Raw genomic sequence first — 18646 nt, 5'->3', positions numbered from 1 at the left:
CGGCCAGTGACGGTCAAGCGGGCGTAGGGAGCGGGGGAGCGCATCGGATGCGCGCGCCCCCGCTGTCAACGACCGAGGGGCTCTTAACGGATCAGCGCTCCGGCAAACCCGCCTGGACCATCACCTTGATGAGTCGCTCGGACGCCTGAACATAGGCCGGGCTGGCGTTGGCGTAGGGCGGGGCGATGTTGAGGGCGGTCGAGCCGGGCCGCAGCCTGAGCCCCTCGCGCATGGCGGCCTTGGCGTCGTCGATGCGGCCCGTCTGCTGATAGGCCACGGCCAGCAGCATGTGGGACCGTCCGGACGCCGGGGTGATGGCGATGGATCGATGGAGCCACGGAAGCGCGGCTTCGGGGCGGCCCAGCAGAAGATTGGCCCACCCGGCGCCGAGGAGCCAGGTCCAGCGCGACACCGGAGGGGTGTCGATCCGGTCGGCCTGCTGGAATGTCGCCAGCGCATCGTCGAAACGCCCGAGATGAACCTGACCGAGGCCGACGTGATACAGGGCGAGGCCGTCCCAGGGATCCAGGCTCAAGGTCCTGGAGCACTCCACCAGGCTCTCGACAAAACGGTTGGTCGCGCTGAGAAAGCGGCAGTAGGTCTCGGCGACCGCGATGGAGCTGGGCTTCACGCGCCGGGCGCGTTCAAGCGTCGCCTGGCTCTGGGCCTGGATGGCGGCGACCTCCTGGGGAGTGTACCAGGCCATCTGGACCCCACGGAGCTGAAGCCCGGCCAGGGCGACGGCCAGGTCGATGTTGTCCGGCTCGGCGGCGAGCGCGTCCTGCAGCATCGCCTCGGCGACATGGAACCGCTCGCGAGAGGTTTGATTGATGGAGGCGCTGGCCTGATCGATCACGAACCGGGCGGCTCCGGCGGAGGAGTCCGCCGTGGAGTCCTGGGCGCCGCCGCTCTCCATCAGATCGTTCAGACGTTGCGCCAACAGATGTCCGGCCCCCGCCGCCAGCCGGGATTGCTGAAGTTCGAGATCCTCTTCGCTTCCGTCGGCCGAGGCGCCGGCCACGGCCAGGACCTCGCCCGTGGCCGTGCGGATCATGCGCGCCTGCAGGGTCCATGATCGCCCCTCGCGCCGCAGCTCGCCCCGGATGACGAAATCCGTGTTCTCCCGGGGCAGCGACGCGGCCTGTTCCGGTTGCGCGATGACGACGCGGACCGTGTCGATCCGGGCCAGACCGTCGATCAGACGGGCGGTTACGGCCTCCGCCATCTCCGCCCCTTCCGGATCGGCGCTCGCATCGACGATCGGGATCACCACGATCGCCGGCGGCCGGCGGCCGAAGACGGTGTCGAGGCCGAACACGGACGCGCCGATTCCCAGGCCGACGATCACGCACAGCCCGATCACCACCAGGGCGATCATGCGTCCGCGTCCGCCGTGGCGGGGAGCGACCGGCTCGTCCATTCGGGGCGTTGCGGGGGCGATGTCGGCCGTGACCGGGGCGACGTCCTGCGGGCGGACGGTCGGGGTGTCCGTCACATCGACATTCAGGATGTAGCCGTGCCCGGGGACCAGCTTGAGCATTTCGCGCCGGTGGTCGCCGAGAGCGACGCGGACTTCGCGCACGCACTGGAACAGGCCGTCCTCCCCCACGTGGACGTTCGGCCATAGCGCGTCGATCACCTCCTGCTTGCCGACGACCCGTCCGTTGTTTTCCAGCAGCAACAGCAGGAGGGAGAAGGTTTTCGGGCGAAGCTTGATGGACTCGCCATCAGGCCCGCGGAGTTCGGCCCTGCGCTGATCCAGTTCGAAACCGGCGAAACGATACACCGTGCGCCCCCCCAATGCCGACCGGACGATTGTCAGGCGTCATCCGTGGCGGCCAGCTCGCTCAGATATCAGAAAAATATCAGAACGCCAGCATCGCGCCGTCAGGACGCCGGTCAAGCTTAATGGGATGGAATGACAACGGCAAAGGGGATGCCGCCGAGGGGCGAACTGCGCCTTGGGGGCACGGGGGAGAGCTTCAACGACAATGGCGACTTATCTTCCGGATTCCGCGCCGGCCCGCATGCGGCGGCGCGACGCGTTGCTCCGTTCGACCGCGCCGGGCGCGGCGGCTCTCGCCTTCGCGCCCCGGGGGAGGGACGTGGGCAAGGCCTGGCGGGGATGGGCGGCCGGCGTCGGCGGGGCGGTCGCGCTCGTGGCGTTCGCCGGATCCGCGTCCGCGCAGGACGCCCTGCCGGACCGCCAGGCGCTCAATCCCTCGCAACTGGCGCCGCTCGCGGCCGCGCCGCAGGGCGAGCTGTTCGCCGGCGTCGAGGCGGGGCCCTGTCCCTTCAGAGACAGCGATCTGAAGTTCTCCCTGCAGAGCGTGGAGGTCCGCTCTTCCGGCCAGGAGCGCCTGGCGCTGTCCGAGGCGGAGTTGTCGACGGCGTGGGCAAATCACCTGGGTCAGGAGATTTCCGTCTCCAGGATCTGTGAAATCCGGGACCGTCTGGCGGCGCTCTATCTGAGACGAGGGATCCTGGCCGCCGTGACGATCCCGGAGCAGCGGATCAACACCGGGCGGCTGGTCCTCGAGGTCGTGGAGGCCCGCGTCACATCCGTCACCTACAGCGGGGACGCCGGCCCGGCCCAGGCGCAGGTGGCCCGCTATCTGGATCAGTTGAAGGGCATGGCGCCGTTCGACCTGAACCTGGCGCAACGCTATCTGCTGCTCGCCTCCGACATCCCGGGCGTCCAGATCCGCACCACCATGCGACCCGCCGGCGAACGCGGGGCGGTGGCGCTCGACATCGCCGTTTCGCACGATCCGATCGACGCCTCACTGCGGGCGCACAATTTCGGATCGCGCACGGTGGGGCGCGAGCTGGGTCTGGCCCGGCTCGACCTCAACAGCCTGACGCCGCTGGGCGAGCGGACGTCCCTGATCGCCTATGTGTCGGGTGACCTGGAGGAACAGCGGGTCATTCAGCTGGTCGAACAGGTCCGGCTGGGCGGCAGCGGGCTGACCGCCGAGGTTTCGGGGTCGTGGGCATGGACCAAGCCGGGCGAGGAGCTGACGCCGCTCGAACTGGAAGGCGAGAGCTTCTCCGGGGTGGCGAAGCTGGCCTGGCCGATCGTGCGCCATCGCCGCCGGAACCTGAACCTGTCGACCGGGCTCGAAATCCTGGACCAGAAAGTCGAGTTCGGCGGCGGACTGGCGACCCTGACGGAGGATCACCTGCGGGTGTTCTTCGCACGGCTGGACGGTCACTGGGCGCCGGGCGCGCTGGCGGATCACTCGGCGGCCATGACGGGCTATCTCGAGGTGCGGCACGGGACGACGGCGCTGGGCGCCAGCGATTACGGAGACATCGAGGCGTCGCGTTACCTCGGCGTGCCGGACGCCCTGGTCTATCGCGGGGAGCTGCAGGTCGGCGCGCGCCTCACGGGGCCGATCGTCGGCACATTGACGCTGTCATGGCAGCACACGGACGACCCGCTGTTGTCCTATGAGGAATTCTCGGTCGGAAACCTGACCGTCGGCCGCGGTTATGATCCGTCGGCCGCGTCGGGCGACCGGGCCTTCGCGACGTCGGTGGAATTCACCACCACGCCGCTCGCGTCGCCCTGGGGCATGGCCTGGCGACCCTACGCCTTCTTCGAGACGGCCGAGCTGACGAACCTGGCGCCCGACGCCGGCAGGCTTGAACTGTCCTCGGGCGGACTGGGCGTGCGGGTCCAGCTGACGCCGAGGATGGATATCGACGTGGGCTGGGCGCGTCCGTTCGACAGCCTTTACGGCCCGGGCGGCGATCGCCCGGCCTCGCGCCTGCTGATCTCGCTCTCGACCACACTGTTCTGAACTTCAGGCGCCACGCGCCGGAGAGACCGCCATGAAAAACCAGATCGCTTCCCGTAGAGCCCAACTTCTGGCGCGCTCGGCCCTGTGCGGCGTCCTCGCCGCCATGACGATCGGCGCGAGTTCCGCCATGGCCCAGGTCACGGGCGTGGGCACGATCGGCTCGACCAACAGCAACGGCGGAGCCGTCGGCGTCGCCTCGGGCGGCGGCGTGACGAACATCACCACCAACGCCGGCCGCTCGATCATCAACTGGAACAACCTCACCGTCACGCCGACGGAGGCCCTGAACTTCTACTTCAACAACCGCAGCGACATCGTGGTGAACCGCGTGGCGGGAGCGGCGTCGATCGACGGCGTCCTGAACGGCTGCATGTCCACCTGCGGCGTCAACGGCGGCAACATCTGGATCCTGTCGTCTGGCGGCGTCCTGATCGGAGCCAACGCCCAGATCAACACCGGCGGCTTCCTGGCCTCGACCGGCGGCCTGACCGACAGCGACATCCTCGACGGCGACATGAATTTCGCCTTCACCGGGGCCCCGGCGAACAGCACGATCAGCGTCGCCGGCGGGGCCTCGCTGAACACCAACGGCGGATCGCTGGCGCTGATCGCGCCGATCGTCTCGACCGCGGCGGGTTCGACCGTCACCGCGACCAACGGGGGCGACGTCGTCTACGGCTCGGCCGAGAACTACAATGTCACCTTCGCGCCGACCGGCGCCGACGACCTGGATCTGATCACCTTCGAGGTGCCGTCGAGGGCCGACGGCGCCGGCGGGACGCCGGGCCTGACCCTGAACGGGACGACCAACGCCAACCAGGTGTTCGCGGCCATCGTGTCCAAGAGCGGCGTGGCCGCCAGCATCCTGCTGGGCGGCGACATCACGGCGACCGCCGCCTCGGGCGAGAACGGCGACATCGTGCTTTCGGCCGGATCGGGCTTCGTCAACGGAACGCCGCTCAACCCCGGGGGCGGGTTCGACGGCAGCATCACCCAGAACGCCGGCTCGACCCTGACCGCCGCCAACGTGACGATGCGCGCGGCGGATGCCATCGTCGCCGGCCCGATCAACGCCACGGGCCAGGTCTGGCTCGACTCGGCGTGGGCCGGGATCAGCCAGGTCGGTGCGATCACGGCATCGTCGCTGCGGGCCGAGGCGGGGGCGGGCATCGACCTGACCGACGTCGGCAACGACTTCGACACCATCAGCCGCCTCGACAACAACGGCGCGGGCACGGTCAGCCTCACTGACGCCGACGGTTTCGAGATCACCGGCGGGATCGACAACTGGGTTACCGCCGGCACGGTCAACCTGACTGCTCTTAACGGTTCGATCACCCAGAGCGGCATGGGTCGTATCTGGGCCGGAACCCTGAACGCCAACGCCACCGGCGACATTGCCCTGGGAACCCTCACCAACCATCTCGCTACGCTCGGAACCCTGACGGCGGGCGGCGCCATCAGCTATCGCGGCGGCACGAACTTCAACCTTAATGGCGCCGTCACGGCGGCCAGCCTCACCTTGCGCTCGGACACCGGCGCGATCACCCAGACCGGCGCCCCCCTGAACGTCGGCCAACTGTCCGTCCATGCCGAGACCGGGATCAACCTCAACAGGGTCAGCAACCAGATCGACGAGATCACTGGCCTGTCGACCACCTCCGGCGACATCATCCTGATCAGCAACGGCGACCTGTCGCTCGCCGGGAATGTAACCGGCAGCGGGATAGTGTCGTTCCTGGTCTTCAGCGGGGCGATCACCCAGAACAGCGGCGTCATCACCGCCAACACTTTCGGCGCCACAGCCGACGCCGGCATGAATTTGGGCGGTGAAAACCAGGTCGCCCAACTGGGGCGTCTGCTGGTCGGTGGAACGGGCGACATCACCTTCCGCAACGCTGGCGCCCTGGTCCTGACCGACGACATCATTGCGGCCGGCGACAATGTGAACCTGTATTCCACGTCGGGCGCCATCACCCAGAGCAGCGGCGCGATCACGGCCAACCGGCTGACCGCGCGCGCCGCGGCGGACATCCAGCTCAATACCGCCACCAACGACGTCGCGACGATCGGCGGCCTGGCCAGCACCGGCGGCTCCATTCTCTATCGCGACGCCAACAGCTTCGACATCCAGGGCGACATCAGCACCGGGTCCAGCGCGGGCGTGGTGCTGCGCACCGTCGGCGCCGGCGCCACGATCACCCAGACGTCCGGGATCATCGACGTCGGCTTCTTCGGCGCGAACTCCAACGGCTCGATCACGATCAACGGCGCCAACAACCAGATCCGCCGCCTCGTCGCGACCAGTTCGGGCGCGGGCAGCGTCTCGATCAGCACCACCACAGATCTCGCGATCGGGCAGCCGGTCACGGCCGGTCAGGCCCTGTCGCTGGCGTCCGGCGGCCGAATCTATCAGGACGGCGCGGGCTACGTCGTCGCGAACACCCTGAACCTGAGCGCCGTCACCGGCATCAGCCTGCCGAACGTCGGGCCGATCTTCGTCAACAGCGTCCAGAACCTGGGGACGATCACTAACACGACGAGCGGCGGCATCGTCATCGCCAACTACAGCGGCTCGAACACTGGACTGACCGGCAACATCACCGCGGCGGGTCAGTCGGTGTCGATCACCGACGTCGCGGGGGGCATCGTCCAGAGCGGCGGGACCATCACCGCCGACACGCTGTCGCTGTCGGCGACCGGCGGGATCAATGCGACGCGGAACAACAGCATCACCAGCCTTGGCCCCGTTTCTTCCGGGGGCGGCTTCAGCTTCGTCAACACCGGGCAACTCTACCTGACCGGCAATATCAACGCCGCCGGCCAGACCGTCTCGCTGACGGCGAACAGCGGCCAGATCGAACAGACCGCCGGCGGGATCATCACCGCCAATCTCCTGAACCTCACGGCCGGGGGGCGCATCTGGGTCAACAACGCCAACGCGGTGGCCAGCCTCGGGCGCGTGATCGCCGGCGGCCACGTCCTGTTCCGGAACGATGGAAACACCGTCGTCGGCGACGACATCACCGCCAGCGGCTTCGACGTGACGCTGAGGTCGAACAGCGGCTCGGTCACCCAGACCGCCGGCAGCGACATCGTCTCGCAGTATCTTCAGGCAATCGCCGCGACCGGCGTAACCCTGACAAACGCCGGCAACAACATCGGCGAACTGGCCTGGCTGCAGAGCAACAGCGGGGGCGCGGCCTTCAGCCAGACGAACGGTTTCAGCGTCAGCGCCGTCCTCATGAGCGGCCAGGCCGTGAACCTGACCTCGCTGGCCGGCTCCATCACGCAGAACGCCGGATGGAGCATCAACGCCGGCACGTTGAGCGCCAGCGCAGCCGGGAATCTGACGTTCGACCAGACCAACAACAGCATCGCCAACCTGGGCGTTATCAGTTCTGGAGGCGCCTTCACGTTCCTGAACGGCTTCGGCTTCAATCTGACCGGAAACGTCACCGCCACGACCAGCGTCGCGCTGACCGCCCTGAACGGCGGCTCGATCAGCCAGACCGGCGGGATCATCACCACCGGCAGCGTCACCGCCAACGCCGGCGGCGACCTGACCCTGGGCGGCCTCAACCAGATCGCTTCCATCGGCGGCCTGAGCGCCAGCCAGAACCTGCTGTACCGGCAGGTCGGCGATCTCTCCGTTCCCACGATCAGCGCAGCCGGCACGGTCAGCCTCTACTCGACCACGGGCGACATCAGCCAGACCGGGACGATCACCGCCGACACCCTGACGCTCGGCGCCGGCGGCGACATCACCCTGGGCGAGAACTTCGTCTCCAGGCTGGGCCGGATCGACGCCGGCGGGAGTTTCAGCGCCGTGCAAGGCCTCGGCCTGTCCTCCGGCGCACTGGAACTGACCGACGACATCACGGTCGGCGGGTCGATGGTGCTGGTGAATCACGGCGCCATCACCCAGACCGGCGGCGCCATCACCGCCGCCAACCTATTCCTCGACACCGACGGCGTCCTGACGCTGACCGGCGCGAACAGTATCAGCGGCTACACCTCGTTGGCCGCGCAGGACGCCACCTTCAACGCGGTCGGCGACCTGAACATCCGGGTCAACACCACGGGATCCGCCACGATCACCTCGACCGGCGCGGTCGTCATCGACGGCGGCGGCGTCTCGACCGGCGACACGCTGAACATCCATGCGGTCAACGGCATCTCGCAGGGCGCCGGCGGGCTGAACTTCGTCAATTTCGGAAATCTGACCAACACCACCAGCGGCGGGATCAGCCTGACCAACAGCAGCTGGTTGAACCTGAGCGGCGCCATCAGCGCGGTGGGGCAGGGGGTGACGCTGAACGTCGCCAACGGCGGAATCATCCAGAACGGCGGCAGCAACATCAACGCCAGACGGCTCAGCGTGACGACGACGCAAGGTGCGATCATCGGTGAGATGAACCAGGTCGCGGAACTGGGCGTCATCAATGTCGGGGCCCACAATTTTAGCTTCCGCACCCTGGGCGACCTGCTGATCGACGGCGACATCACCTCGGCCCTGAACGTCATGCTGACCTCGGCGACGGGCGGCGTCACCCAGACGGCGGGAAGCGACATCACCGCCGGCGGGCTCAACGTTTGGGCCGAGACCGGCATCAACCTGACCAACGCAGGCAATAACGCCACCAGGATCCTCGGCCTGTTCAACCTGGGCAGCGGCGGCATCGCCTATGGCCAGACCAACGGCATCCTCATCGACGGCACCATCCGGGCGCTGAACCAGACGGTCAGCCTGACTTCGGTTGCCGGCGGCATCTCCGAGACCAACAACATCTTCTTCCCGCAGATAGAAGCGGGCACGCTCAACCTCTCGGCCGGCGGCGCGATCACGCTCCACCGCGACAACGACGTCGACAATCTCGGCGTCGTCTCGGCCGGCGGCGACTTCACCTTCAACGACGTCGACGGCTTCAACCTGAGCGGAAACATCAATTCCGGCGCGGCGGTGCTGACCGCCCGGAACGGCTCGATCGTCCAGACCGGCGGCGTCCTCACCGCCACCAGCCTCAACGCCAACGCGACGGGCGCCCTGGACCTGGATCGCGCCAACGCCGTCAGCGGCAACGTCACCCTGACGGCCGGCGGCGACGCCGTCTACCGCAACGCCGGCTCGCTCCGCATAGGCGGGGTGTCGGCGGGCGGCTCGATCAGCCTCCGCTCGAACACGGGCGCCGTCACCCAGGTCGGCGCGATCACCGGCGGGACGCTGAATGTTGCGGCGGTTACCGGGATCACGCTCAACGACGCGGGCAACGACATCGACGCCCTCGGGACCGTAAGCAACACCACCAACGGCCAGATCAGCTTCACCAACGCCGGCGGCTTCGACCTGACCGGCGCGATCACCGCCGGGGGAAGCCAGTTCGTTAACCTGACCTCGATGAACGGCGGGATCACGCAGCAGGCCGGCGGGACGATCACCGCCCAGGTCCTGGGTGTAAGCGCCTTCTCCGGCGGCGTGACGCTGGGCGGCGACAACGATGTCGACGCGCTGGGGCTGGTCGTCGCCGGCTCGTCCTTCGTCTTCAACGATATCGACGACTTCGACATCACCAGCGTGCTCAATGCACAGACAGCGGACCTGACCGCCGGCGGCGCCATCACTCAGAGCTCCGGCAATCTGAACGTCGGCACGCTGTCGCTGACGGCGGCGTCCGTCGCGCTGGACGGCGCGAACAACATCATCGTTCTCGGCGATGTCGACGTCACCGGGGACATGAGCTTCTCGGACGTCAACGACTTCCTGCTGGACGGTACCCAGACCGTCGGCGGGACCCTCGCTCTGGCGGCCGGCGGGGCCATCACCCAGCAGGGCGGCGGTCTCGACGTCGGGCGGCTGGAGATCGACGCCGGCGGCGGCGTCGCCATCAACCTGGGCGGCAACGCCATCGACGTCCTAGGCGACGTCACCTCGACCAACGGCGACATCGCCATCATCAACAATGCGTCGAGCGCATTGGAAATCGACGGCGAGGTGTCCGCCGCCGCCAGCGGCCGAACCGTCTACATCAGCTCGCTCAGCAGTGGCGTCACCATGACCTCCGCCGGCTCGATCAGCTCCGGGGCGGACATGGAGCTGAGGGGCGGCGGTGACGTCGTGCTCGGAAACATCGACGCCGGCGGCACGCTGACGGTCGTCTCCGCCGGCGGTTCGGTCAGCTCGACCGCCGCGCCGACCATCACCGCGGCCCGGCTCACCGGCACGGCGACCGCCGGCAGCTTCATCCTGACCGGTTCCAATATCGACATCGACGAGATCGGCTACATCGAGGTCGGGGACACCTTCTCGATCACGGGCAACAACGGCCCGCTCGACCTTTCCAACAACATCATCGCCCAGACGGTGTTGCTGGGCACGACCGGCGCCCTGACCCAGACCGGCGGTAGCGTCGATGCGACCACGGGCAGCTTCTCGGCGGGCGGCAGCCTCACCATGGGAACCTCCAACGCCGTCGACACCGTCAATCTGAGCGGCGCGAGCGTCACCTACACCAGCGCCGGCGGCTTCGCGGCCAACGTGATCACCTCGCCCGGCGCCGTCAGCCTGACGTCCACCACCGGCAGGATCACCCAGACCGCCCTGACCGGCCGGGTCGTCGCCGACAGTCTGACCGCCTCGGCGGCCACGGGGCTGGAGTTCTTCGGCGGTCAGAACGACATCCGGGTCCTGGCGGGCCTCAGCAGCACCAGCGGCGGGGTCACCTACCGCGATATGGGCGGCTTCGAGATCACCGGCGACATCAACGCGGCGGGCCAGACCGTCGAACTGGTCTCCGACGGCGCGGGCGCGGACGGGAACGACATCGTCCAGACGAGCGGTGTGATCACCGCCAACCGTCTGCAGGGGACCTCGGCAGGCGATCTGCTGTTCAACAGCGCCAACGGGGTCGGCCAACTCGGCTCCCTCACCGCCGGCGGCGACATCCGCTACCGCGGCGCCGGAAGCTTCACCCTGCAGGACAACGTAACCGCCGGCGGCGGATTGATGCTGAACTCCGACACAGGGTCGATCCAGCAGTTCGGCGGCGCGATCACCGCCGCCGCCTTCTCCGGAAGCGCGGCGCAGGGCATCACCCTGACCCGCATGAACGACGTCGACACCCTCGGCGCCGTCGACTCGGGCGCGGGCGATTTCAACTTCCGCGACGTCGACTCCATCGACATCGGGGGGCTTGTCACCTCGGGCAGCGCCGTCATGCTCCAGGCGGGCGGCGACATCACCCAGAGCAGCGGTTCGATCGTCACGGGCGCGCTGAGCCTGTTCGCCAACGGCCGGATCGATCTCGGCGGACCGGGCAACGACATCGGCAGCCTGGCCGCCGGCTTCGCCGGGACCGACTTCCGCTTCGTGGACGTCACCGATTTCTCGCTGGACGGCAACATCTTCGCGGGCGGCGTGATGACGCTGTCGGCCGGTGCGGGGAACATCAACCAGAACGCCGGCGTCATCACGGCCGGGACCCTCAACGCCAGCGCGACGGGCGAGCTCAACTTCACCCGCGCCAACGCGGTGACGACGCTCGGGAATCTGTCGGCCGGCGACCGGATTTTCTTCAGCAACGCCGACGGCTTCTCGATCGCCGGAAACCTCATCAGCGATCAGATCGTGCTGACGTCCCAAGACGGCGGCGTCACCCAGACCGGCGGCGCGATCACCGCCGGCGCGCTGGCTGTAGACGCGGAGCTTGACGTCATCCTTGGGCAGGCCGGAAACGACGTCGATACGCTCAACCTCGTCTCGGTCCGCAACGGGGGCTTCACCTATCGGGATGTCGACTCGGTCAGCCTCAGCGGCCCGGTGTCGATGACCGGCGTCGCGACCTTTGATGTCGGCGGCGACCTGACCCAGTCGGGAACCGGCCTGATCAGCGCCAGCCGCGTCCAGGGCTCAGCCGGCGGAGCCTTCGCGCTCGGCGACCTGGCCAACAATGTCGGGCAGCTCGGCCCGATCACGGCGGACCGGATCGCCTTCGTCAGCAGCGGCGGCCTGAACCTGGCCGGCGCCCTGACCGCGACCAACGGCGTGGAGCTGAAGGCCGACACCGGCATCACCCAGTCGATCGGCGCCGCCATCACCGGGACGACCCTGCGCGCCCAGGCCAACGGCGACATCATCCTGGATCAGGACAACGACCTGGATTCTGTGACCCTGCTGTACTCGCAGTTCGGCGACATCAGCTACAGCGACATCGACGGCTTCTCGTTCGATCCCACGGTCTACGGCGACATCTGGACCACGGGGACGATGACCCTGAGGGCCGGCTCTACCGGCGGCATCAGCCAGACCGGTGCCGGACTGCGCGCCGGGACCCTGATCGTCAGCGCGGGCGGCGACATCGTTCTGGGTGAGCTGAACCGGATCGACGTGCTGGGCGCCTCGTCGTCCGGCGGCTCGGCGTTCACCGTCGTCAATGACGGCGACCTGGACATCACGGGCGACATCTCGGTGACGGGCCCCCTGGGCGCGCTTTCGCTGACGTCCAACAGCGGCGCGGTCAATCAGATCGCCGGTGAGATCGACGCCTATGTGGTGCACGGCTCCGCGGCCGGGGACTTCACGCTGACCAGCTTCACCGGCGCTCTCGGCAATATCGCCAGCTCCGCCGGCGATATCGACATCAGCAACGTCGGCGACATCACCCTGTTCGGCCTTCTGCAGACGGGGCGCGCCAACAGCGTCAGCCTGCTGAGCAGCGGCGGCGGCATCTGGCACGGCATCGGCCGTATCGAGACCGGAACCCTGAACCTGAGCGCCGTGACCGGGATCGCCCTGGACGGGGCCCAGGGCAACGACATCGATCGTCTGGGCGTGGTCGGCACCGGGTCCAACTTCACCTTCGCTGACGACAACGATTTCGCCCTGACCGGCGACATCACCATCAGCAGCATCGGCGGCCATGTCGGGCTGCGGTCGAACGGCGGCGCGATCACCCAGACCGGCGGCGTCATCACCGCGCACGATCTGAATCTCGACGCCGCGACCGGCCTGGACCTCAGCGGCGCCAACATGGTCGACAAGGTGACCATCGCCAACGGCGCGACCGGCGCGGTCGTCTTCTCCAACGCCCGAGCGCTGACCGTGCTGGGTGCGACGAGCACGGGCGACGTGACCATCAGCACCAGCACCGGCCTCCTGACCCTGAACGACGTCACCACCGGCGGGCTGATCCGCCTGGCCGGCGCCGGCGGCGTCTTCTCCGGCGGCACGCTCACCACGGACGGCGACGTCGATGTGTCTGCATCCGCGGGCGACATCGAGATCCGGAACATCATCGCCGGCGACGACGTCACAGTGATCGCCGCCGACGGCGGCGCGCAGCTCTGGAACCTGATCCTGACCGGCGCCAGCGACGGCGAAGGCACGGGGCAGAATGTCTTGATCTCGGCTTCGGGCGACGCCTTCCTGGGCGCCCGGGACGAGGCCGGCATCGGCCTGTACGCCAGCGATCTGAGCCGCACCGGCGGCGCGGGAACCATCAGCGTCGTCTCGAGCGGCGGGGACGCCGGGGTCTTCCTGACCTCCATCGGCTCAAGGATCGATACGCTCACCGCGGGCGGCGCGACCGGCACGGCCACGATCGTCGCGAGCACCGGCGACATCCGCGCCGGGACGGTGACCGGGCACAACGTCGTGCTGAAGGCCGCCGACGGCGACGTCGACCCGGACGCCGTCAGCATCGGCGGCGGCGACTACACCCTGACCGGCCGGGACTTCCTGTCGGGCGCATTCGGGTTCACCGGCACGGCGCGCGATATCTCGATCACCGACACCGCCGGGGCTCTGACCCTGAACGCCGATATGACGGCGCAGCGCCACCTGACGATCAACGCCGTCGGCGATGTCCTCGGCGGCCGGGCGCTGGTCGCCGGGGCGGACGCGGCGGGACAGGGGAACCTGAGCATCCTGGCCACCGGCATCGTCGCCAGCGCCATCGGCGCCGACGGCGACGTCACCCTGGACGCCGGGTCGGGTCATATCGACGTCGGCACGCTGGTCGTGATGAACGACTACAGGCTGAGCGGCGGATCCTTCTCCGCCGGCGCGCTGAGCCCCATCGGCGCGATGGCCGGAACCTGGACGCTGACCGACACCGGCGGGTTCGACTTCACCGGCCTGACGCTGACCTACAACGGCGACATCGAGATCAACGCCGCGGATGTCATCACCGGCGGCCTCGTGCAGTCGATCCTCGGATCGGTGCGGATCGGCGGTCCCGCCGACATCGACATCGACGGCCTGTACGCCGCCCACGATGTTACCGTCACCTCGGCCGGGGCCCTGACCGCGGGCTCCGCGACGGCTTACGGCGGAAGCATCAACCTGACCGGCGCCTCGGTGACCGTCGCGGGCTACGCCGACGCGTCCGGAAATGTCCTGGTGACGGCCACCAACGGCGCGGCGGACATCGGCGCGGCCACGGCTGGGGGCGACATCACCGTGCTGGCGACGAACGGTTCGGCCCGCCTCGGCGCCGCCTCCCTCACCGGCCTGACGGGCGACCTGCTCGTCTCGGCGACCGACGGCGACGCGACCCTGGGGGCCGTCGACCATACCAGCATCAGTACGGACAACGTTCTGACCCGCTCCGCCGGCGGCACGGGAAGCGTCACGGTCACCGCCGCGAACGGCGATGCGCGGGTCTATCTCGACACCACCAACACCGCCCTGAACCTGCTCCAGGGCGCCAACGTCGATGTCACGATCGCCTCGGGCTCCGCGGCGTTCGACACGCTCACCGCGCTGAACGGCGACGTCTATGTCGAGACCCTGGACGGCGCCCTCACGATCGGAGACGCCACCGCCGCCAATGGCGGGGTCTCGCTCTATGCGGCGGGCGGCGGCCTGACCCTGCTCGGCAGCGTCTTCGGCGCGTCCGAGGTCATCGCGCAGACCGACGGCCTCCTGGACGGCAGCCAGGCCGTGTCGATCACGACGGGCGGCGATCTGAACCTGTCCGGCGGCGATGTGCTGCTGAACGCGATCTCGGCCGACGGGGATATCACTGTCGCGGCCACGCACGGCGACGCCTACGTCGAGTTCGCGAACGCGGGCGGCCTGCTGCAGGTCGGCTCCATCTCGGGGAACGCCACCCTTCGCGGTGCGGAAGCCGGCGACGGCATCGGCGTGTTCGCGGCCCGTACCGCCACTTTCGGAGCCGACACCAAGGCCCTGATCACCGCCGACAACCGGGGCGTGATCGGCGCCTGCGGCTGCGGCGGCATCGTGGTCGCCTCGATGTCCGGCGACGTCAACGTCAACCTCGACAGCGTCTTCGGCGATTTCGCGGCGATCAGCGCCATCACGGGCAACGTCAACGTCAACCTCCTGCACGGCAATCTGACCATCGGCGAGCTGTCGGGCCGCAACATCACCGTCGAGGTCTCCGCCGGCTCCATCGAGACCGGGGCGGGGGGCTCGCCCATCGGCGCCAACGTCACCGGGGGCAGCTACAGCATCACGGCCCAGGACTTCCTCGGCGACGTCCTCAACCCGCTTCTGCAGGACGAGTTCGGCGTCCCGTCGACGCTGCGGAACTACACCATCGTCGATACGCTCGGCGGACTGGACATGACGGGCGTCAACATCGCGGCCCAGGGCGATATCCGGATCGAGGTCCGCGGCGCGGGCGCGTTGACCGGCGACGCCCAGCTGGCGGCCGACGGCGACGTGACCGTCACTGCGGGGGCGATCCAGGCTGACGTCATCACCGCCGGTCGCGACCTCGATCTGGATGCGAGCGCGGGAGCCGTAAACGTCGCGACCCGGGTCACGGTCGGCAGGAATTATACGCTTGTCGGCCGGGACTTCTCGACCGCCGCCCTGAGCCCCCTGGGGGCCAGGACCGGCGACCTGAACATCACCGACACCTTCGGCGACCTGGACTATTCCGGCGCGACTCTTCGCTACGGCGGCGACATCAACATCCAGTCGGTCGGGCTTGTGGTCGGCGGCGACGTCACCAGCGACAACGGCGACATCCTGATCCAGGGCGGCGTGGGTATCGACAGCGGCGCGCTGTCGGCCGCGAACGGCACGGTCGACGCCTACGGCTACGGCGCCGCCGGCGTCACGGTCGCCTCGGCCACGGCCAGGGATTCGATCTACATCTACAGCTCCAGCGGCGACGCCGTTCTCGGGGCCGCCGCGCTGCTCGGCGCGGGCGCCAACCAGCTCCGCGTGCACGTGGACGGCGGATCGGGGAACGCGGTGTTCGGCAGCGTCCTGGCGGGCGGCGTCACGGCCGCGAACCGGTTCAGCTCCGCGGGATCGACAACGACGGCCGACATCTCCAGCACCGGCGGCGACGCCTTCGTCCACCTGGACAGGGCGGACGCCGTGAGTTCGGTCTTCGCGAGCCGGAATGTCGGCGTCGTCGTCCGCAACGGCGACTTCACCCTCGGGTCGGTCATGGCCGTCGGCGGCCGTGTCGACGTCGAAGGACCGACGGGCGAACTCACGATCGGCGCCCTGAACGCCGCGTTGGGCGCCCAGATCGTCGGCGCCGACATCACCCTCACGTCCGGCGCCGTCGGCGAAGACCTGATCGTGGACGCCAGCGGCGACATCCGCTTCCTGGGAGCGGGCCGGATCGCCGCCGCCGGCGACGCCTCGCTGAGCGCCGGCGGGAGCATCTCGCAGGCCAGCGACGCCAGCTTCACGGCCGCCAGCCTGACCGTCGACGCCGGTGACGCCGTCAGCCTGCTCGGTCTCAACGACATCGCGACCCTCCGCGCGGTCGACGTCGCGAGCGGCGGCTTCGCCTATCGCAGCGTTCGCGTGGGCGGAGTCGAGATCGTCGGGGCGATCAACGCCGCCGGCCAGACGGTGGACCTGCGCGCGGAGAACGGCCCTCTGACCCAATCGGGCGCGGGGATCATCGTCGCCGGGCGGTTGACCGGATCCGCCGACGGCGGAGCCAGTCTGGGCGCGGCCAACCGGATCGACCAGCTGGGCGACTTCGCCGCGACCGGCGGGGGCTTCTTCCTGAACGTCGACGGGGCGCTGAGTATCGTCGGCACGGTGGACAGCGCCGCCGCGCTCCGGATCCAATCGGGACCGATGACCATCGCCTCCACCGGCACGATCCGTTCCGCCGGTTCGGGAGATGCGGTCGTCCTGGCCTCGAACGGCGTCTTCACCAACGACAGCGGCGCTGACGGGGTGCAGGCGGCGAACGGCCGCTGGCTGATCTACAGCCAGGCCGCTGGGAATCCCGGCGGGTCCACTTCGGGAAACAATTTCGGCGGTCTGGGGGGCAGAAGCTACTACGGCTCGGCCTACGACTTCGGCTCCGGCGCCTTCAGCGGCGCGCCCAATGCGGGCAACAGGTTCGTCTACGCCTATCAGCCCACGCTTACGGTGACGCCGATCAATCAGCGGGTCACCTACAATGGCCAGATCCCGACGTTGAGCGCGCTCATCTCCGGACTCATCAATGGCGATCTGGCGGCGGACGCCTGGTCCGGCGCCCCGCTGCTTTCGGGGGCCACCAGCCGGAACGCCGGGACCTACGGGCTGTCCGCCTCGCTCGGCTCGTTGCTGTCGGACATGAACTACGCCTTCTCGTTCGGCTCCGGCACGCTGATCATCGACCCCAGAGCCCTGACCGGAAGGGTCATCGCCGACAACAGGGTTTATGACGGAACCACCGGTGCCACGGGCTCCATCGGTCTGACGGGCGTGGTTGCGGGCGATAACGTCGGGGCCAGCGGGACGCTGACGTTCGACAACCGCAACGCCGGCCTCGGCCGGACCGTGAACGCCACCAACGCCACCCTGTCCGGGGCTGACGCCGGCAACTACACGCTGGCCGGCGTCACGAGCGGGATCGCCGACATCCTGCGGCGCAGCCTGACCGGCGTGCTGACGGCGAACAACAAGGTCTACGACGGGACGACGACCACCACAGGCTCCATCGGCCTGACGGGGGTCGTGGCCGGCGATACGGTCACCGCCAGCGGGACCTTCAACTTCGCGGACAGGAACGCGGGCGTGGGCAAGGTGGTCACCGCCAGCGGCCTGGTCCTGTCCGGGGCCGACGCGGGCAACTATGATCTGGGGCCGATATCCGGCGTGGCGGACATCCTGCGCCGCTCGATCGGCGGAACGGTCGTCGCGGACAACAGGGTCTACGACGGAACCACCGGGGCCACCGGGTCGATCAACCTGACCGGCGTCATCGCGGGCGACACCGTCGGGGCCAGCGGAACGCTGACGTTTGACAATCGCAACGCCGGCGTCGGCCGGACGGTGAACGCCACCAACGCCAGCCTGTCCGGGGCTGACGCAGGCAACTACACCCTGACCGGCGTCGCGAGCGGGATCGCAGACATCCTGCGCCGGGCGATCAGCGTCACGGCGAACAACCAGACCAAGCGCTTCGGCGAGGTGGATCCCACCCTGACCTATGTCGTCGGCGGGAGCGGCCTCGTCCAGGGCGACGTTCTGACGGGCGGCCTGGCGCGCACCGCCGGTGAGATCGCCGGCGCCTACGTCATCCAGCAGGGTGATCTGGCGGCGTCGTCCAACTACGTCGTGACCTTCACGCCGGGCGAGTTCGTCATCCAGATCCCGCCCGCGGGCGGGATCCAGAGCCTGCAGATGCTGCGCGCCATCGGCGAAACCCCGGTCTTCGCGCTTGACCAGGACCCGTCAGCCGATCTGATCGTGTCCGACGCCGGGCAGGGGCAGAATCCGGAGGAGCGCCGGTCCCATTGAGTGCTCTTGCCTGATCCAGCGCTCAGGCGGTTCTCTGTCCTTCCGGCGGGTCGCGAGCGGCGGCTCGCCGGAGGTCTGAAGGTCTTGGCGGCGACGATCAGGC

At 68.8% G+C, this 18646-nt stretch carries 3 protein-coding genes; 2 read left to right on the top strand and 1 reads right to left on the bottom strand.

The window, feature by feature from the left end:
• Positions 1–91: 91 nt before the first annotated feature.
• Positions 92–1786 (bottom strand): winged helix-turn-helix domain-containing tetratricopeptide repeat protein, encoded by a 1695-nt coding sequence (locus AC3WRV_RS11200; RefSeq protein WP_492313304.1) that lies wholly within the window; start codon positions 1784–1786, stop codon positions 92–94.
• A 205-nt stretch (positions 1787–1991) separates the two neighbouring features.
• On the opposite strand from AC3WRV_RS11200, the gene AC3WRV_RS11195 reads away from it, so the two are divergent.
• Together AC3WRV_RS11195 and AC3WRV_RS11190 are read left to right on the top strand one after the other, a co-directional pair.
• Positions 1992–3806 (top strand): ShlB/FhaC/HecB family hemolysin secretion/activation protein, encoded by a 1815-nt coding sequence (locus tag AC3WRV_RS11195; protein ID WP_492313303.1) that lies wholly within the window; start codon positions 1992–1994, stop codon positions 3804–3806.
• A gap of 31 nt (positions 3807–3837) precedes the next feature.
• Complete coding sequence (locus tag AC3WRV_RS11190) at positions 3838–18543, top strand: beta strand repeat-containing protein (protein ID WP_492313302.1); 14706 nt, start codon at positions 3838–3840, stop codon at positions 18541–18543.
• Positions 18544–18646: the final 103 nt, after the last annotated feature.

It is taken from the genome of Brevundimonas sp. EU05-FHT14B11, assembly GCF_058790835.1.
The sequence above is the reverse complement of the archived record's forward strand: the minus strand, read 5'-3'. Positions and strand labels throughout refer to the sequence as shown.

Coding starts and splice junctions, on each gene's coding strand:
- AC3WRV_RS11190 (WP_492313302.1), top strand. CDS start 3,838: ATGAAAAACCAGATCGCTTCCCGTAGAGCCCAACTTCTGGCGCGCTCG.
- AC3WRV_RS11195 (WP_492313303.1), top strand. CDS start 1,992: ATGGCGACTTATCTTCCGGATTCCGCGCCGGCCCGCATGCGGCGGCGC.